Annotated in this window: 15 protein-coding genes and 1 pseudogene; 7 read left to right on the top strand and 9 right to left on the bottom strand. The window is 72.3% G+C overall.

The features are described 5' to 3' along the window. The first annotated feature begins 202 nt into the window (after positions 1–202). Both OG607_RS08805 and OG607_RS08800 read left to right on the top strand, forming a co-directional pair. On the top strand, positions 203–1,879 hold the full coding sequence (locus tag OG607_RS08805; protein ID WP_405720867.1) for a sigma-70 family RNA polymerase sigma factor: 1,677 nt from the start codon (positions 203–205) through the stop codon (positions 1,877–1,879). A 28-nt stretch (positions 1,880–1,907) separates the two neighbouring features. Then, positions 1,908–2,891 (top strand): aldo/keto reductase, encoded by a 984-nt coding sequence (locus OG607_RS08800; protein WP_405720865.1) that lies wholly within the window; start codon positions 1,908–1,910, stop codon positions 2,889–2,891. A 109-nt stretch (positions 2,892–3,000) separates the two neighbouring features. On the opposite strand, the gene OG607_RS08795 is transcribed toward OG607_RS08800, so the two are convergent. The 4 genes from OG607_RS08795 to OG607_RS08780 all read right to left on the bottom strand — a co-directional run bounded on the left by OG607_RS08795 (position 3,001) and on the right by OG607_RS08780 (position 7,275). Further along, positions 3,001–3,762 carry an SIR2 family NAD-dependent protein deacylase gene (locus tag OG607_RS08795; protein WP_405720863.1) on the bottom strand — a complete coding sequence of 254 codons (762 nt, stop codon included), beginning with the start codon at positions 3,760–3,762 and terminating at the stop codon, positions 3,001–3,003. 40 nt (positions 3,763–3,802) lie between these two features. Beyond that, positions 3,803–4,591 (bottom strand): nucleotidyltransferase domain-containing protein, encoded by a 789-nt coding sequence (locus tag OG607_RS08790; protein ID WP_405736634.1) that lies wholly within the window; start codon positions 4,589–4,591, stop codon positions 3,803–3,805. 78 nt (positions 4,592–4,669) lie between these two features. Continuing rightward, positions 4,670–6,931, bottom strand: a complete 2,262-nt coding sequence (locus tag OG607_RS08785) for a bifunctional polysaccharide deacetylase/glycosyltransferase family 2 protein (RefSeq protein WP_405720861.1) — start codon at positions 6,929–6,931, stop codon at positions 4,670–4,672. Positions 6,932–6,951: 20 nt separating this feature from the next. Further along, entirely contained in the window at positions 6,952–7,275 is a 324-nt protein-coding gene (locus OG607_RS08780) for a hypothetical protein (RefSeq protein WP_405720858.1), read from the bottom strand. Positions 7,276–7,549: 274 nt separating this feature from the next. On the opposite strand from OG607_RS08780, the gene OG607_RS08775 reads away from it, so the two are divergent. Then, positions 7,550–8,581 carry a chitinase gene (locus tag OG607_RS08775; protein WP_405720855.1) on the top strand — a complete coding sequence of 344 codons (1,032 nt, stop codon included), beginning with the start codon at positions 7,550–7,552 and terminating at the stop codon, positions 8,579–8,581. Positions 8,582–8,607: 26 nt separating this feature from the next. Here OG607_RS08775 and OG607_RS08770 read toward each other — a convergent pair whose 3' ends face one another. Next, positions 8,608–10,374, bottom strand: coding sequence for a gamma-glutamyltransferase family protein (locus tag OG607_RS08770; RefSeq protein ID WP_405720852.1), 1,767 nt, complete (start codon positions 10,372–10,374; stop codon positions 8,608–8,610). 207 nt (positions 10,375–10,581) lie between these two features. Next, on the bottom strand, positions 10,582–11,214 hold the full coding sequence (locus OG607_RS08765) for a TetR/AcrR family transcriptional regulator (protein ID WP_405720850.1): 633 nt from the start codon (positions 11,212–11,214) through the stop codon (positions 10,582–10,584). A gap of 60 nt (positions 11,215–11,274) precedes the next feature. Here OG607_RS08765 and OG607_RS08760 point away from each other — a divergent pair, with 60 nt between their 5' ends. Both OG607_RS08760 and OG607_RS08755 read left to right on the top strand, forming a co-directional pair. After that, entirely contained in the window at positions 11,275–12,171 is an 897-nt protein-coding gene (locus OG607_RS08760) for an ABC transporter ATP-binding protein (RefSeq protein ID WP_405720847.1), read from the top strand. Beyond that, the gene (locus tag OG607_RS08755; RefSeq protein ID WP_405720844.1) at positions 12,161–12,928 is read left to right on the top strand and encodes an ABC transporter permease; all 768 of its coding nucleotides are present in this window, start codon (positions 12,161–12,163) and stop codon (positions 12,926–12,928) included. Before OG607_RS08760 ends, OG607_RS08755 begins: the two co-directional genes overlap by 11 nt. A 3-nt stretch (positions 12,929–12,931) precedes the next feature. On the opposite strand, the gene OG607_RS08750 is transcribed toward OG607_RS08755, so the two are convergent. The 3 genes and pseudogenes from OG607_RS08750 to OG607_RS08740 form a co-directional block, all read right to left on the bottom strand. Beyond that, entirely contained in the window at positions 12,932–13,435 is a 504-nt protein-coding gene (locus OG607_RS08750; RefSeq protein WP_405720841.1) for an NUDIX domain-containing protein, read from the bottom strand. A 5-nt stretch (positions 13,436–13,440) separates the two neighbouring features. Next, positions 13,441–14,424, bottom strand: coding sequence for a ketopantoate reductase family protein (locus tag OG607_RS08745; protein WP_405720839.1), 984 nt, complete (start codon positions 14,422–14,424; stop codon positions 13,441–13,443). A 72-nt stretch (positions 14,425–14,496) separates the two neighbouring features. After that, positions 14,497–15,114: pseudogene (locus OG607_RS08740) on the bottom strand (ADP-ribosylglycohydrolase family protein); the annotation flags it as partial. Positions 15,115–15,148: 34 nt separating this feature from the next. On the opposite strand from OG607_RS08740, the gene OG607_RS08735 reads away from it, so the two are divergent. Then, positions 15,149–16,384 (top strand): IS256 family transposase, encoded by a 1,236-nt coding sequence (locus OG607_RS08735; protein WP_405720836.1) that lies wholly within the window; start codon positions 15,149–15,151, stop codon positions 16,382–16,384. 231 nt (positions 16,385–16,615) lie between these two features. Continuing rightward, on the top strand, positions 16,616–17,089 hold the full coding sequence (locus OG607_RS08730; protein WP_405720833.1) for a hypothetical protein: 474 nt from the start codon (positions 16,616–16,618) through the stop codon (positions 17,087–17,089). Positions 17,090–17,397 lie beyond the last annotated feature (308 nt).

Below are 17,397 nucleotides of genomic sequence, written 5' to 3'. Positions count from 1 at the left end.
GCGCCGCAGTGACATCAGCCGCTGGCGCGGCGGGCCGCTCCTTCACCCACGGAGATCCCCCGGAAAGGCCCTAGTGCAGCAGGCGGCCGCCCTGCCCGGCAACCGGATTTCCCGGGTGGCCGATTAGTGTTATCGGACCGGGCGTCGTGCGTCTCCTGAACGGGGGCCGGAGCCCGACGACGGTGCGGAGTGCGGAGTGCGCGTGGAGATACGGCAGTGGAGCGAACTGGTCGCGGCTGCGCAGGCCGGTGAGCCGGCGGCGCTGGACGAGCTGGTGGCCGCGTATCTGCCGCTGGTCTACAACATCGTCGGCCGGGCGCTCGACGGCCACCTGGACGTGGACGATGTCGTGCAGGAGACCATGCTGCGCGCCGTCAACGGCCTGGACGGCCTCCGCGACCCGGACAGCTTCCGCTCCTGGCTGGTGGCGATAGCCATGCGCCAGGTGCGCGACCGCGCCCGGGACCGGCGCGGCGCCGCCCTGGCCGTGCTGGACGAGGAACGGGACCGGGCCGACCCCGGGGCGGACTTCGTCGACCTCACCATCCTGCGGCTGCACCTGGAGGGACAGCGGCAGGAGGTCGCGGAGGCCACCCGCTGGCTGGACGAGGACGACCGGCAGTTGCTGTCGCTGTGGTGGCTGGAGGTCGCCGGCGAGCTGACCCGCCGCGAGCTGGCGACAGCGATGGAGCTGACACCGCAGCATGCCGCCGTGCGCGTGCAGCGTCTGAAGGCGCAGCTGGAGGCCGCCCGCTCGGTCGTACGCGCGCTGTACGCCGTCCCGCGCTGCTACGAGCTGGCCTCGCTCACCCTGGAGTGGGAGGGCCGGCCCTCCCCCCTGTGGCGCAAGCGGCTGGCACGCCACACGCGCGCATGCCCGGACTGCGGCGGCACGCGGCCCGACCTGGTGCCGGCGGAGCGGCTGCTGGTGGGGCTCGCGCTCGTGCCGCTGCCCGTGGGGTTCACCATCGCCTGGCAGCTGCTGCCGGGAGCCGCCGCCGCGCATGCGGCCGCCGCCCATGTGGCCGGCACGGGGCTGGCCAAGGCGGGGCTGGCCAAGGCCGGGCTGCTGCAGGTGCTGCTCAAGCCCGCCGTGGTGGTCACGGCGGGCGTCACGCTCGCCGCGGGCGGCGCGGTGGTGGCGTACGAGACCTCGCACAGCGCCGGTCGGCCGGTGACCCGCGCGGCCGCCGCGCCCTCGCCGTCCGTCGTTTCCACGCATGTGCAGGCTGCCCCCACGACGGCTTCGCCCAGCCCCTCGCCCACCCCGTCGCCCTCCTCGCTGTACGGAACCGTGGTGGACCTCGCCGACACCGCGCCCGCCAAGGACGCCGTGCCCGGCGCGCTGCCCAGGCGGCCCGAGGGCACCCTGGTCAGCTCCGCCGGCCACATGGCCGTCATGCAGTGGGCCGGGAACACCGTCACCCTCACGGGCCGGGGCTACTTCCGGGTCCGCTGGCAGCTCGGCGCCTCCACCCGCAAGGGCACCATCACCATGCCGACCTGGACCGGGCTGAAGGGCAAGCTGTTCCACGTCGCCTCCGGCGGCGGCCTGCGCATGGACGAGCACGGGGCCTGGCCCGGCTTCTCGGTGCCCGCGGGCGCCCAGCAGATGTGGCAGAACGAGTACTACTACGTCGACGGCGAGGTCACCCTCCACCAGAACGAGACCGGCGCCGTCGACTACGGCATGACCGTCCAGGTCATGAACTGGGACAGCATCAACGCCGACGTCAACACCGGCCCGCCGGGCGTGCTCCGCTACGGCCTGGTCCGCGACACCGGCGGCGACGACGCCCCCGTACCGCAGTACCTCACCCGGTCCGCGCCCGCCGACCAGAGCACGGTGGCGCAGCGCTCGCAGGTGACGTCCTCGTAGGAGCAGGCGTCCTCGTAGGATCAGCGGCATGGAACAGCGTGTATTGGGCAGGACCGGCCGTGAGGTCTCCGTCGTAGGACTCGGCACCTGGCAACTGGGCGCCGACTGGGGCGACGTACGGGAGGAGGACGCCCTCGCCGTCCTCGACGCGGCGGTCGCGGAGGGCGTCACCTTCTTCGACACCGCCGACGTGTACGGGGACGGGCGCAGCGAGCAGCTGATCGGCCGTTACCTGGCGGAGCGGCCGGACGCCGGGATCTTCGTCGCCACGAAGATGGGCCGCCGCCAGGCCCAGGTCCCGGAGAACTACGTCCTGGACAACTTCCGTGCCTGGAACGACCGTTCGCGCCGCAACCTCGGCGTCGACACCCTGGACCTGGTCCAGCTGCACTGCCCGCCGACCCCGGTCTACTCCTCGGACGCCGTCTTCGACGCCCTCGACACCCTCGTCGAGGAGCAGCGCATCGCCGCGTACGCGGTGAGCGTCGAGACCTGCGAGGAGGCGCTCACCGCCATCGCCCGGCCCGGCACGGCGAGCGTGCAGATCATCCTCAACCCCTTCCGCCTCAAGCCCCTCGAGGCGGTCCTCCCGGCGGCGGAGAAGGCCGGCGTCGGCATCATCGCGCGCGTGCCGCTCGCCTCCGGGCTGCTGTCCGGCAAGTACACCAAGGACACCGTCTTCGCCCAGGACGACCACCGCACCTACAACCGCCACGGCGAGTCCTTCGACCAGGGCGAGACCTTCTCCGGCGTCGACTACGACACCGGCCTCGAAGCCGCCGCCGAATTCGCCGCCCTCGCCACCGGCGGCGCCACCCCCGCCCAGACCGCCCTGCGCTGGATCATCCAGCAGCCCGGCGTCACCTCCGTCATCCCCGGCGCCCGCTCGGTCGAGCAGGCCCGCGCGAACGCGGCCGCCGCCGGGCTGCCGCCGCTCACGGAGGCCACGCTCGACGCGGTGCGAGACCTCTACGACCGCCGGATCAAGGCACAGGTCCACGGGCGCTGGTAACGCGTCAGTGCTGGGCGCCGGCTCCGTGCCGCCGGACGGAGTCCGGCGCAGCCGTCCCGAAGCCTGCGGAGCAGTGCGAGGGCGGCAGAAGGAGGTTCGGCCACGCGGATCAAGGCGCAGGTGCACGGCCGCTGGTAGCGGCGATCCCGTCCAGCAGCGCGGGCAGCGCGCTGCCGATCGGCTCCCGTACGACCTCATCGGCGATGGGGTCGTACGGAGTCGGCTCGGCGTTGACGATCACCAGCCGCGCCCCGTGCTCCGCCGCGATCCCGGCCAGTGAGGCGGCGGGCTGCACCCGCAGGCTCGTACCCACGGCGATCATGATCTGGCAGCCCTTCGCCACCGCCATCGCGTTCCCCAGCACCACCGGGTCCAGCCGCTGCCCGAACATCACCGTCGCCGACTTAAGGATCCCGCCGCACGCCAGGCACGCCGGATCGGCCTCCCCGGCCGCGACCCGCTCCAGGGCCCCCGCCATGGCCGAGCGCTCGTGGCACTTCGTGCACACCACCGCCCGCGCCGTCCCGTGCAGCTCCAGGACCTTGCGCTCCGGCAGCCCCGCCAACTGGTGCAGCCCGTCCACGTTCTGCGTGATCACCCGCACCGGCACGCCCGCCCGCTCCAGCCGCACCACCGCCTCATGCGCCGCGTTCGGCCGCGCCCGCAGCGCCTCGCTGTCCCGCCGCATCAGCCACGCCCGCCGCCGGATCTGCGGATCCGTCATGTAGTGGTCGTACGTGACCAGCTTCTCGGCCTCCGGGTCGCGCCGCCACAGGCCGTTCGGCCCCCGGTAGTCGGGGATTCCGGAGTCCGTCGAGATGCCCGCGCCGCTGAGGATCGCGACGAGCGGCGGCTTGTCGTTGCTGCCCATGCCCCGACGGTAACCGCAGGCCGTCGCCGGTGCCCCTCGATTAACGCCTGAGCTGCAGCCGGGCGCGTACGTCGGCGACCAGCGCCGCCGCTGCCTCCACCGCCTTCGCGGGGTCGCCGAGCCCGGACAGGACGGCCTCGGCGCGGACCCGGAAGTCCGGCGGGGCGGCCGGCAGGGCGGCGGCGGAGGCCAGGGCGCCCTTCTCGTTGAGGCACCAGGTGCGATGGTGCGCGTGCAGGGACTGGGCGAGGACGCCGATGGCGCGGGACAGGCACAGCGCGGCGTGCAGGATGTCGCCGCCGGCGGCCGACTTGGCAGCGATGTGCACGGAGAAGTCGGCCTCCCAAGCGGCCTCGACGAGGGCGGTGCGCAGCGGCTCCGGATAGTGGCGGGTCTGCTCCCGCAGCGCGGTCAGCTCACCGGCCGGGTCGGCCAGTACGCGGCCGAGCGCGACCTCGCCCGCGTACACCGGCGACCAGAAGCCGAGCGGATGCCCGGGCTGGTGGCCCACTTCGTAGCGGCCCTCCCGGCAGTCGGCCCATACGCGCCGGATGCGGTCCACGTCGCGCAGGATCCAGTCGACCTGCTCGCCGTCCACCGTCAGCCACGCCCCGCCGTTCACCCAGGGGCCCCAGCCGCCCGGTCCCGCGACCTCGACCGGCCCGCCGGTCACCTCGGCGGCGAGTGCCCGCAGCGCGTCCAGGTCCGGCTCGCCCCGGTAGTACACCCCGAGGTCCCAGTCCGAGTCCGGCCGGTGTGTGCCCCGGGCGCGGCTGCCGCCGAGCATGACGCCGACGATGCCGGGAATGCGGACGAGCCGGTCGGCCATGGCCTGGGTGGTGGTCACGGGGCGTGAGCCTAGACGTCCGGCCGGTTCCGGCGCGTGCCGTTTTTCCCGGGAGGTCCGTCATGAGACACCGGCCGGGGTCTGCGGGGTGCCGACCTCGCCGGTGCGCTTGAGCTTCTGCCAGCGCAGGCGGCCGCCGGTCATGGCGGTGACGCAGGAGTGGATGAGCACGAGGTACATCAGCTGGCGGTAGGCGATCTGCTGGAGCGGGAGCATCAGCAGATAGCGGTAGCGCTCGCGGTCGAGGCGGAAGGCGTACGCCGCGCAGACGAGCTGGACGGCGAGGACGGCCAGCCAGGCCAGCAGGGAGGCCTCGAAGTCGACGAAGACCATCGCGTAGACGGTGAAGACGTCGATGAGGGGTGCGAAGAGCGGGGTGACGATCTGGAAGAGGACAACGAGCGGCATGCCGACGCGTCCGAAGCGGCCTGAGGGGCCCCGGTCGGTGATGGACTTGCGGTGCTTCCACAGGGCCTGCATGGTGCCGTAGCTCCAGCGGTAGCGCTGCCGCCACAGCTGGGCGACGGTGGCCGGGGCCTCGGTCCAGGCGCGGGCGTGCTCCTGGTAGACGACCTGCCAGCCGGCGCGGTGCAGGGCGATGGTGATGTCGGTGTCCTCGGCGAGGGTGTCCTCGCTCATGCCGCCTGCCTGGAGGACGGCCTCGCGGCGGAAGGCGCCGATCGCGCCGGGGATGGTGGGCATGCAGCGCAGCACGTCGTACATCCGGCGGTCGAGGTTGAAGCCCATGACGTACTCGATGTGCTGCCAGGCCCCGATCATCTTCTTCCGGTTGCCGACCTTGGCGTTGCCGGCGACCGCGCCCACGCCGTCGTCGGCGAAGGGCTTGACGAGCTGGTGCACGGCGTCCGGTTCGAAGACGGTGTCGCCGTCCATCATCACGACGAGGTCGTAACTGGCGTTGCGCACGCCGTTGTTCAGTGCGGCGGGTTTGCCCGCGTTGGGCTGGCGGATGACGCGGACATTGGGCAGGCGCATCGCCTCGACGATGTCGGCCGTGCCGTCGGTGGATCCGTCGTCCACGACGATGATCTCGATCGGATGGGTGCTGGCGGCGAGCGAGTTCACCGTGTTGGCGATGCACTCCTTCTCGTTGTACGCGGGCACGATCACGCTCACCGGCCGGGTGACCTCCGGCCCCCAGCTGAACGGCCGCTTGTTGCGCCGCCGTTGGTGCCGGGCGGCCAGCACCACCATCATCCCGAATCGGCCGAGCACGGCCACTCCGACCACCGACAGCAGCGCGGACAGCCCCGGCACCGCGTACTCGGCCACCGCGACGGCGGCGATCAGCGCCTTGCCCTGCCACACGGCGGAGCCGGTGACGGTGCGCACGGCGCTGGGCTCGTTGGTCGCGCCGCTGACGGTGGTGAAGCTGTAGCCCTTGGCGCGCATGGTCTTGATGTAGGTGCCGAGCGCGGCGACCGTCTGGCTGCGGTCGTCACCCGCGTCGTGGAAGAGGACCACCGCGCCCTTGCCGCTCTTCGGGGTCGCGTTCGCGATGATCTTCTTGACGCCGGGCAGCTCCCAGTCCTCGCTGTCCTCGTCGGTGAAGACTGTGGTGTAGCCCAGCTCCCCGACCTGCTCGTACACGGGCCAGCTGTAGTTGTCGATGGCGTCCGTCGAGGAGGAGTACGGAGCGCGGAAGAGCGTGGTGTTGATGCCCGCCGCGCCGGCCAGCGCCAGCTGGGTCTGGTTGAGTTCGCGGGTGATCCGGGCGGTCGACTGGTAGGAGAGGTCCACGTGCGTGAAGGTGTGGACGCCGACCTCGTTGCCCTGGTCCACCATGTCCTTCACGATGTCCGGATAGCGGGAGACCATCGACCCGACGACGAAGAAGGTGCCGGGCACGTCGTTCTCCTCCAGCACCGCGAGCACCTGCTCGGTCCACTCCGGGTCCGGGCCGTCGTCGAAGGTCAGCGCGATCGTCTTGTCCGGGATCTCGCTGGTGCTCGGCTCACGGGTCTGCGCGGTCGTCGCGGTCTCCGCCGACTGCCCGTTCTGCCCGTTCTCTCCGGGCTGTCCGGCGCCCTGGCCGCCCTGACCGCCTTGGGTCCCCTGGCCGCCTTGGCTCCCCTGACCGGCGCTGGTCCGGAAGGACAGGACCGGGCCGCCGTCCAGTACGTCGTCGGGCACGTCGTCGGCGCTCGCCCCGCTGCGTACGCGGTCGTCGCTGCCGACCTCCGAGCGCAGATAGCCGTCGAGCAGCAGCACGCTGGCCAGGCCCAGCAGGAGCAACAGGGCCAGGACGAGGCGGGGTTTGGGGGCGGAGATCTGGCCGACGCGCTCGATCCGGCCGGGCATGTGGTGCCTGCCGCGCCGCCTCATGAGGCCGAGGGGGACGGGTACGGAGACGGGGACCGCGTGCCGCGGAGTCCGCCGGGACCGCCGGGAGGCGAGCTGCGGTCCGGCTGCGAGGCCCCCGTCTGGGCGCCGGGGCCGAGGCCGAACGGCAACAGCCCGGACGGGGTGAGCGACGAGCCGCCCCAGCCCATGAAGGCCATGCCCAGCACGGCGGCGTAACCGATGCAGGCGACGCCGAGCAGGATGCCGGCTCGCCGAAGTAACCGGGCCCGGCGCCCGGAGGAGTCGACGAATACCGGTCCGGGCGGCGGCTCGCTGTTCACGATGACAGGCTCGGAATTCATTGCGGCATATTAGGGCCGAGGCGTCCTTTGAAAAGCTCATCCGTTTTTTCCGGGAACGGAGAAAACGGGTAATCCGCCCCGGCCGGTCATGCGCTATTGCCCCGAATTGGGTGCTGATTGCGGCTGTTCTGACCGTATTGGCCGTGGCTTCTGTATGAGAAACCTGTGAATTCTCTCCGAGCCTCTCCGTGCGGGAAGTTGGGTAAAACGGAGAGTTGCATCGCATTGATTCTGGTACAGAGGCAGCAGCCACGAGAGAGCAGGTGCATGTGCAATGCGGAGTTTCGCCGGTTCGGCCTCCGGGTTAGTTCTTGTCACGATACTGGCGCTGACCAGCACGGCTTGTTCGGCGGACAGCGGTGACCCGCAGGCGCCTCCGTCCCCCATTGCGCGGGCGTCCGCAGCGCCGTCCGCCGCCGAGAGCGCCGCACCCGGCATCGCCTTCGCCCCCTACGTCAGCGCCACCGAGGCCGCCGACACCGACACGACCGGTGGCCCGGACGCGTACAACCTCGCCTTCGCCGTCGCGAAGAGCGCGAATTCCTGCACCCCTGTGTGGGGCAGCTCAACGGCCCTCACCGACACGGCCGTCGCCGCCCGGGTGAAGGCGCTCAAGGCCGCGGGCAGCCAGATCCGGATCTCCTTCGGCGGCGCCTCCGGCACGGAACTGGCCAGTGCCTGCGACAGCGTCGCCGACCTCGCCGACGCCTACGCCGACGTCCTGGACGCCACCGGCGCCACCCTCGCCGACTTCGACATAGAGGGCGACGCGCTCGGCGACACCGCCTCCGTGACCCGTCGCGCCCAGGCCGTCGCCAAGCTCCAGAAGTCGCGTGAGCTGCGGGTCTCGTACACCCTGCCGGTGCTGCCCGCAGGCCTGCAGGACGACAGCCTGAAGCTGATCGAGGTCTCCAACAACCATGACGTCCAGATGGACACGGTCAACCTCATGGCCATGAACTACGGCACCTCCTACACCGACGACATGGGCGACTACGCCGAACAGGCCGTCGCCGCCGCGCACACCCAGCTCATGGACGCCCTCGGCCTCTCCACCGACGCCGCCTGGCACGGCCTCGCCGTCACCGCGATGATCGGCGTCAACAACGTCGCGGGGGAGACCTTCACCCTCGATGACGCGGCCGGGCTGCGCGAGTTCGCCGCGGCGAAGGGCCTGGCCTGGGTGTCGATGTGGGCCGCCTTCCGCGACCAGGAGTGCGCCGGCGGAGCCACCACCGAGGTGAGCGAGAGCTGCAGCGGCGTCGAGCAGGATGCGGGCGCGTTCGCGACCGCGCTCGGCGGCTAGCGACAGGCGCGTTGGTGACAGGTGCGCTAGCGACCCGCCGCGTACCCCTGCATCCCGCGCGGGTTGGCGGCCGCGGACAGCACGCCGGTCTCCGGGTCGCGGGCGACCGCGCACATCCGCCCCTCCGACCAGGGGTGGCCGACGGTGACGTCATGACCGCGGCGCCGCAGTTCGCCGATGACGGCGTCGCCGATCCGGGACTCGACGGTGACGCTGCCCGGCCGCATCGTGCGGGGGTGGAAGGAGCCGGGGAAGCTGTCGTTGTGCCAGTTCGGGGCGTCGATCGCGCCCTGGAGGTCGAGTCCGCCGCGTACGGGGGCGCGCAGCGCCGCGGCGAGGAAGAAGTGCAGGGACCACTGGTCCTGCTGGTCGCCGCCGGGGGTGCCGAAGGCGAGGACGGGCACGCCGTCGCGCAGGGCGAGGGAGGGGGTGAGGGTGGTGCGGGGACGGCGGCCGGGGGTGAGGGAGTTGGGCAGGCCGGGTTCGAGCCAGGTCATCTGGAGGCGGCTGCCGAGGGGGAAGCCGAGGCCGGGAATGACCGGGTTGGACTGCAGCCAGCCGCCGCTGGGGGTGGCGGCGACCATGTTGCCCCAGCGGTCCACCACATCCAGGTGGCAGGTGTCGCCCCGGGTCAGCCCGCTGGAGGCCACGGTCGGCTCGCCGACCGGGCTGCCGGCATCCCCGAAGCCGTAGCGCGGCAGCCTCGGTGCCCGTCCCCCGGGGCTGCCCGGCCGCAGCTCGTACGAGGCCTTGCCGGCGTCCACGAGGGCGCGGCGCCCGGCGTTGTACGCGGGTGAGAGCAGCTCCGCGACCGGCACCTGGTCGTCGTGGGCGTCGCCGTACCAGGCCTCGCGGTCGGCCATGGCGAGCTTCGCGCCCTCGATGAGGGTGTGGACGTAGTCCGGTGTCCCGTAGGCCGAGGGGGCCAGGTCGTCGGGCAGCAGGGCGAGTTGCTGGAGGAAGACCGGGCCCTGGCTCCATGGCCCCGCCTTGCAGACGGTCCAGCCGTTCCAGTCGAAGGGGACCGGGGGCTCGTACTGTGCCGCGTAGGCGGTCAGATCATCTCCGGTGAGAGTGGCGGCGTGCCGTTCACCGGTGGTGTCCATCGCGGGGCGGGCCGCGAAGGCCGCGATCGCCTCGCCGATGAAGCCCTCGCGCCAGACGCGGCGGGCCGCCTCGATCTGCGCCTCCCGGTCCCCAGTGGACGTTTCCCGCAGCAGCCGGCGCCAGGTCGCCGCCAGCGCCGGGTTCCTGAACAGCTCCCCGGGCCGGGGCGCGGGCAGATACACGGCGGCCGAGGTGGTCCACTCCGTCTCGAACAGCTCGCGCACCGAGCCGATGGTCGCCCCGATCCCCTCCACCGCCGGATGCCCGTGCTCGGCGTACCCGATGGCGTACGCCAGCACCTCCGCCAGGGACTTCGTGCCGTAGTCCCGCAGCAGCACCATCCACGCGTCGAACGCCCCCGGCACGGCCGCCGCCAGCGGCCCGGTCCCCGGGACGAGGTCCAGGCCGAGCGACCGGTAGTGCTCCACGCTCGCCCCGCGCGGGGCCGGGCCCTGCCCGCACAGCACCCGTACGCCGCCTCCGGCCGGGGCGAGGATGATCGGGACCTCGCCGGCGGGCCCGTTGAGGTGTGGCTCCACGACCTGCAGTACGAATCCGGCGGCGACGGCCGCGTCGTACGCGTTGCCGCCGCCCTCCAGGACGGCCATCGCGCACTGCGAGGCCAGCCAGTGCGTGGACGATGCCATACCGAAGGTGCCCTGCAGGGTGGGGCGCGTCGTGAACATGGCCCGAGGCTACTAGGGCCTGTCCGGGGGATCTCCGTGGCGTCGCGTGCCCTGGCACCTGGGGGCACCTCCCAGCCCCCAGGGGCTGGGGGAGCTCGCGGCGTTGCCGAAACGCCCACAGGAAACCACCCTGTGGGCGCTCCGGCGCCTTGCGATCGCAGGCACCAGACCCCGCTCCTTCACCCACGGAGATCCCCCGGACAGGCCCTAGCGCGCCGCCGCCGCCTCGATGAGCCGTTGCAGATCCTGCAGGTCGGCCTCGAACTCGGCCTCCCAGTCGACGGGTTCCTCCAGCCAGCGGGCGAGCTCGGTGTGGGCGGGGAGGGCGCCGTCGGGCAGTTGGCCGCGGCGGCCGCGGGGGTCGAGGCGGCCGGGGCCGAAGCGGCCGCCGGCCTCGGAGGCGGCGAAGCCGATGATGAAGGTGCTCACCAGGCGTTCCAGGCGCGGGACTTCGCGGGGCGGGACGCCGGCGTCGAGCAGGGCCGCGTAGATGCCGTCGATGGTCCGCACGGCGCCGGGGTCGACGCCGGGGCGGGAGAACAGGAGCACGGCGGCCCAGGGATGGTGCTGGGTCATCGCCCGGGCGGCGTGGCCGAGGACGCGCAGCCGCTCGCGCCAGTCGGGGGCCCCGGTCCACGCGGCGTCCTGGGGGAGCGGGGCGAGCAGCCGCCCGATCATGCCGTCGAGGAGGGCGTCCTTGCTGCCGCCGACGTGCGGATACAGGGCCATCGGGGTCAGTCCCACCCGCTCCGCGACAGCGCGCATGGACACCGCCTTCAGCCCGCGCTCGTCGGCGATGGCGACTGCCGCGTCCAGAATCTCTTCCCGTCGTCCGCTCATGGCTATACACTGTAGATCTATACAGCGTAGATCATTTACATGGAGGGGTGTGATCCGGGCATGCTCATCGCCGATGGACTCGCCAAGCGCTACGGCACCGTCCGCGCGCTCGACGGCTTCGACCTCACCGTCCGGCCCGGGGAGGTCACCGGGCTCATCGGGCACAACGGAGCCGGCAAGACGACCTTCGTCGAGGTCGTCACCGGCCTCGTCCGCCCCGACGCCGGCCGCGTCACCCTCGGCGGCGCCTTCGGCGTCGCCCCGCAGGAGCCCGCCCTCTACCCCAGCGCCACCGTCGCCGAGAACCTCCGGCTCTTCGGCGCGCTGGCAGGGCTGCGCCGCGCCGCCCTGCACCGGGCCATCGGCGCCGTGGCCGAGGAGCTGATGCTCGGCGGCGACGTACTGGACCGGCCCACCGGCCTGCTCTCCGGCGGCCAGCGCCGCCGCGCCCAGGCCGCCGTCGCCCTGATCGCGGACCCGCCGCTCCTCCTGCTCGACGAGCCGACGGCAGGCGCCGACCCCGAGACCCGCACCGCTCTGCTCGACGCCGTACGCCGCCGGGCCGCCGCCGGCACGGCCGTCCTCTACACCACCCACTACCTTCCCGAACTCGCCGACCTCGGCGCCACCCTGGCCGTCGCCCGGGCCGGCCGGATCGTCGCGCGCGGCACCCAGGAAGCCCTGACCGAGGGACTCCCCGGCGAACTGCGGCTGCGCCTGGCCGACCCCGCGCAGCGCGCGCACGTCCCCTCCGTGATCGCCCGCCGTACCCGCGAGGCGGACGGTGAGCTACGGATCGCCAGCCACGACACACCCGCCGACCTCGCCGCGCTCCTGGCCGCCGGCTGTGTCCCGGCCGCCGTCGACCTGCGCAGGCCGGATCTGGACGACCTCTACAACGCGCTCGCGCTCACAGTCGAGGACACAACCGAGGAGGCGTCCCGTGATGCCGCGTGAATCCGCCGGATCCGCCCTGCGCACGACGGCCCTGGTCCGCCACAACGCCCTGCTCCTGCTGCGCGAACCCGGCCCGCTGCTCAGCCGCATGATCCTGCCGCTGGTCTTCATCGCGATCCTGCGCCCTCTTTACGTCTCCGCCCAGGGCGACCGGGCCGGCACCTCCCAGGCTGTCATGGGCACCCTCGTCACCTTCTCGCTCCTCGCCATGGGCACCGTCGGCGCCTCCCTCCTCACCGAACGCCTCTGGCACACCTGGGACCGTCTGCGCACCACCCCCACCCGCCCCGCCGAACTCCTCCTCGGCAAAGGCCTCCCCGTCATGGCCGCCATGCTCACCCAGCAGGCCGCCATCCTCGCCTTCGGCATCCTCGTCCTGCGCATGCCGGTCGCCGATCCGCCCCTCCTCGTGCTCGCCGTCCTCTCCTGGACCGCCGCTCTCCTCGGCATGGGCGCCGCCCTCGGCGTCATCGCCCGCAGCTTCGGCGAGCTCTCCGCCGGCTACGACATCGGCGGCATGCTGCTGAGCAGCCTCGGCGGCGCCCTCGTCCCGCTGGCCTCCATGCCCGCCTGGATCCGTGCCATCGCCCCCGCCTCGCCCGGCTACTGGGGCGTATCCGCGCTGCGGGCCGCGCTGCACGGCTCCGCAGCCGACACCCTGCGGGCCTGCGCCCTGCTCGCCGCCTTCGCCGTCGCCTTCGGCGCGCTGGCGGCGTACCGCGCCGGGCGGGGCGGCGGCCGTTCGGCGAAGCTGTGAGCGCTATGAGCCGACGGGGTACCCGTCCTCCAGCTCGGCCGTGCGCGCGCCGTGTTCCAGCGCGGTCAGCGCGGCCCGGATGCGCCGGTACAGGTTGTCGGACACGTAGCCTTCCGCCTCCGCCGGAGTGACCATCCGCCACTGCGACAGCTCCTCCGCCTGCAGCACGATCGCGGCCTGCCGCGCCTCGTCCAGCACCCCGCCGTCGTACAGATACGCCACCGCCGGTGGCCTGCCCGGCCCGCGCACCCAGTCCACCGCGAGGAGCCGTCCCGGCTCCACGTCCAGCCCGATCTCCTCCAGCGTCTCGCGACGCGCCCCCTGACGCGGCGATTCCCCCGAATCCGACTCGACGGTGCCGCCCGGCAGCGTCCACCTGCCGTCCTCGCGGTAGGTCGTCTCCGCGATGAGAACGCGGCCCCCGGCGTCCCGGAACAGCACGGCGGCGCCGGAGAGCACCCTGGGCAGACTTGCGATGTATTCGCTGTATGTCTGTGTCTCTGTCACACGCCTCAACCTACGTCGAGCGCCTCCACGGCCGCCGTCACTTCGGCCACCGTCATGCTGCCGGGTGACCTGCGCTCCCGCGCCGCCGCGTTCGCCAGCCGCTGCAACGTCTCGTTGACCGGCGTCGGCACCGCGTACTGCCTGCCCAGCAGCACGATCTCCCCGTTGAGATAGTCCGCCTCGATCGACCCCGTCCCCCGGGCCAGGCTCTGCCACGACGACCCGCCGAGGTGCGCACTTCCCTCCACCGGCCGGATCTCCACCTGTTCGCCCCGCAGCTCGGCCTGCTCCGCCTCGCTCGTGTACACGATGCCGGCGGCGTCCAGGACGGCGGCGCCCTCGGCATACGTACGCCTGCGCAGGGCCTCGTCGGCCTCGCCGACGGGCGGGCCGCACAGGGCGCGGATGGCGTTGCCCAGGTTGGAGAGGAGCTTGGCGTACTTCCAGCGCATCACGTCGGGCACGACGGGAGCCAGGAAGCGCGACTTCTCCAGGCCGGCGGCGACGCGCAGCGCGGTGTCATCCGTGCCGCCCTGCGCACGGCCGATATGGAGCATGCCGGTGAACGGGGCGGCGGGAGCGACGATCTCGCCGGGCTCGAGATACGAGGACGGCAGCCACACGCACATCCCGTACACGCGGGCGAACCTGCGCAGCGCGATGCGCTCGCTCTCGACGCCGTTCTGCGCACACACGAGCGGGAGATGCGCGGCGGTCGGCGCCCAGGCGTCCAGGGCCGCCGTCGTGTCCTGCGTCTTCACGGACAGCACCAGCACGTCGTCCTCGCGCACCGCGAGGGCTTCCGGCCCGTCCACGACCGGCACGGGCAGCTTCAGAACGTCCTCCGGGGTGCGCAGGGTCAGCCCCCGGTCGCGTATCGCCTCGTAATGCGTTCCGCGCGCGACGAGAACGACTTCGTGACCGCTCGCGTGGAGCCGTCCGCCGATGGAACCGCCGACCGCTCCGGCGCCGATGATGATGTATCGCACAGGCGGTGAGCCTACGAGATGAGCCGTAGGCGGCGGGAGCCCGGCTCGATGATCTTCACGCCGTCGAAATGATCAGGCCAGAGCCAGCCGCAGCGTTCTGGCGGCCAGCTCGCTGATCCTTGCCCCGTCGAAACCGAAAACCGCACTGCGCACGCGGTCCTCCAGCGGCTGCGTCCACTGTGGCGGGATCGCGGCGGCGCCGCACAGCACGCCTGCCACCGAGCCGGCGGTGGCGCCGCTCGAATCGGTGTCGAGGCCGCCGCGCACGGTCAGGGAGATGGTGGCGGTGAAGTCGCCGTCGCCGTAGAGAAGGCCGGCCGCGATGAGGGCGGCGTTGGGGACGGTGTGGATCCAGTGGAGGCGGCCGAGGTCCTTGTCGAGCTCGTCGAGGGCGTCCGCCCAGCCGATCCCGGAGTCGTGGAGGGCGGCGGTGCGGCGGAGGGTGCGGGCGAGGCGGCTGCTCGGGGGGATGTGGTCGAGGGCGGAGTTGAGGGCGGCATGCGCATGCGGCGCGGTGAAGGCGGCGGCGATCAGGGCGGCGGCCCACATGGCGCCGTAGACGCTAAAACCCCGTTCTTGAAGCTCGTCGGTCAGAACCCTGATTCGGGACCGCAGGGGCGGTCCTGCTGGCTCCGCCCGTGTCCACACCCGCTCAAGCCGCTTGAATACGTGCTGCTGGGGAGTGTCATGAATCAGGTGTGGTCCTCCCCGAAGGAGTTACCTGATGAGCACGACGACGGATCACCAGATTGAGACCGTGGACGGCGTGTCGCTTGCCGGGGCCGGTGAGAGCCCCGAAGGTGCCGACGTGAAGTCAATGCCGGTGTCGCAGAACGGTCTGTCCAGCGAGCTGCTGGAGGAGTTGGCCGCGCTCGCGGCGGAGAAGGTCCAGCTGGGTGGACTGCGGCTGATGGGCGAGGGCGGGATCCTGCCCGAGCTGGCCCAGCACCTGATGCAGGCCGCCCTGGAAGCGGAGATGGACGAGCACCTGGCCGCCGGGGCCGGCCGGGCCGGCGGGCGCGGATCCCGCTCGGGCGGCAACATGCGCAACGGCTACCGGGCCAAGAAGGTCATGACGGAGGTCGGCACCGTGACGGTGCAGGTCCCCCGGGACCGGCTGGGTACCTTCCGGCCCCGGATGCTGCCCGCCTACGCCCGGCGCACGGGCGCCCTGGACGATCTGGTGATCTCGCTGACCGCAAAGGGCCTGACCTCCGGCGAGATCGTCTCCCACCTCGCCCAGACGTACGGGATGACGACCACGAAGGAGACCATCTCCACGATCACGGACAAGGCCCTGGAGGCGATGGCGGACTGGCGCACCCGCCCGCTCGACGCGGTCTACCCGGTCGTCTTCATCGACGCCATCCACGTCAAGATCCGCGACGGGCACGTCGCCAACCGGCCCGTCTACGTGGCCGTCGCGGTCACCGCCGACGGCTACCGCGAGATCCTCGGCCTGTGGGCCGGCGACGGCGGCGAGGGTGCCAAGTACTGGCAGACCGTCCTGACCGAGATCAAGAACAGAGGCGTGCGCGATGTGCTCATGCTGGTCTGCGACGGGCTGAGCGCCCTGCCCGACGCGGTGAACACCGTCTGGCCACAGATCGTCGTGCAGACCTGCGTGGTCCACCTCATCCGCGCCAGCCTGCGCTACGCATCGCGCCGGGACTGGGCCGAGGTCGCCCGCGACCTCAAGCCCGTCTACACCGCCGTCAACGAGGACGAGGCCCGGCAACGGCTCGCCGACTTCGACGCCGTGTGGGGCAAGCGCTACCCGTCGATCGCCGGGACCTGGGAGCGGGCCTGGAGCGAGTTCGTGGACTTTGCGCGCCCTCAGTATTGGCGCCGGCGGCCCTATGGATCGCGGCCGCGAAGCGTTCCGCAAGGCCCCGTTCAGTCCGCCGGGATGCCGGACCGTGAGCGCGGCGGAGAGCCCGAATATGGAAGAGCAGGCTGACAGCGAAGCGGAGCGTGGCAGCCGCGCGCGTCAACCGCAAGCGGCTCTCCGGGGCGGTGGCGACCGCCTCGGCTTCCGCAGCCCATTCGAGTTGGGTGCGTATCTTGCCGGGGTGACTCTTTGGGGTGGTTCGCGGGGGTTCGGTATGTCTGTGATCGCTGTGGCCTCCTAGCGTCGGTGGTGGGCTGCCCGGTGTCGGAGCGGGCGATGGTGTCGTGAGGGTGGGGTGTCGTGCCGTCGTTGATGGAAGCGCTTGCGGCCAGGGAGGCAGTGGCGCGTGGTCGGGTCGAGGAACTGCGTGGGCAGTTGGAGGCGGCCGAGGCGGAGGTGTCCCGGCTGGTGATCACGCGGCAGACGGTGGATGAGGTGCTGGCCGTCCCGTCGTCGGCTCCGCCGCGGGTGCTGGAAGTGTTGGAGCCGGTTCCGGTGGCTGGGCTGGTGCAGGCCGCGGCGGTGCTGGTGGCCGCGGAGGCGGGCGGGGACCAGACGGTTACCTCGCCGGCCTACCGGCGGATCGCCGCGGTGTTCGCCGGAGCTGACGGTCCACTGCGGTGCAAGGACGTGTTGTCCGCGCTGGGGGAGGCGGAAGTGACGGCCTCGCAGGTGGAGACGATGCGGTCGAAGCTCAAGCGTCTTGCCGCCCGCTCGGTGCTGGTCGAGGTCTCGCCCGGGCTGTTCGCGCTGGCCGGCCCGGGTGAGCGGTGAACGCCCCGGGAACGGCGGGGCCGGGTGCGCTGGCTGCCGCCGAAGACGCGTTCGCCGCCTCGCGGGGGCTGTTCGAGCAGGTGGCGGCCGATCTTTCCGGGCCGGGCACCGCGGCGATGACGCACTCCCAACTGGAGGTGATGCTGGGCGCGCGGATGCGGGAGGTGACCCGGGCTCTGTTCCAGGACCATCTGAACCTGCGGGCGCTGACCGAGAGCCGTGTCGCCGATGTGGTGGACGCGAACGGCGTGGAGCGCACCAGGATCGAGCACGGCCGCAAGCGCATCCTGGCCACGGTGTTCGGGAAG

Source organism: Streptomyces sp. NBC_01537 (assembly GCF_045040445.1).
Lineage (GTDB): Bacteria > Actinomycetota > Actinomycetes > Streptomycetales > Streptomycetaceae > Actinacidiphila.
Note: the sequence above shows the minus strand (reverse complement) of the source record. Positions and strands in the feature narration are given on the sequence as shown.

Coding starts and splice junctions, on each gene's coding strand:
- OG607_RS08760 (WP_405720847.1), top strand. CDS start 11,275: ATGCTCATCGCCGATGGACTCGCCAAGCGCTACGGCACCGTCCGCGCG.
- OG607_RS08795 (WP_405720863.1), bottom strand. CDS start 3,762: ATGGGCAGCAACGACAAGCCGCCGCTCGTCGCGATCCTCAGCGGCGCG.
- OG607_RS08765 (WP_405720850.1), bottom strand. CDS start 11,214: ATGAGCGGACGACGGGAAGAGATTCTGGACGCGGCAGTCGCCATCGCC.
- OG607_RS08775 (WP_405720855.1), top strand. CDS start 7,550: ATGCGGAGTTTCGCCGGTTCGGCCTCCGGGTTAGTTCTTGTCACGATA.
- OG607_RS08755 (WP_405720844.1), top strand. CDS start 12,161: ATGCCGCGTGAATCCGCCGGATCCGCCCTGCGCACGACGGCCCTGGTC.
- OG607_RS08800 (WP_405720865.1), top strand. CDS start 1,908: ATGGAACAGCGTGTATTGGGCAGGACCGGCCGTGAGGTCTCCGTCGTA.
- OG607_RS08780 (WP_405720858.1), bottom strand. CDS start 7,275: ATGAATTCCGAGCCTGTCATCGTGAACAGCGAGCCGCCGCCCGGACCG.
- OG607_RS08735 (WP_405720836.1), top strand. CDS start 15,149: ATGAGCACGACGACGGATCACCAGATTGAGACCGTGGACGGCGTGTCG.
- OG607_RS08785 (WP_405720861.1), bottom strand. CDS start 6,931: ATGCCCGGCCGGATCGAGCGCGTCGGCCAGATCTCCGCCCCCAAACCC.
- OG607_RS08790 (WP_405736634.1), bottom strand. CDS start 4,591: ATGGCCGACCGGCTCGTCCGCATTCCCGGCATCGTCGGCGTCATGCTC.
- OG607_RS08770 (WP_405720852.1), bottom strand. CDS start 10,374: ATGTTCACGACGCGCCCCACCCTGCAGGGCACCTTCGGTATGGCATCG.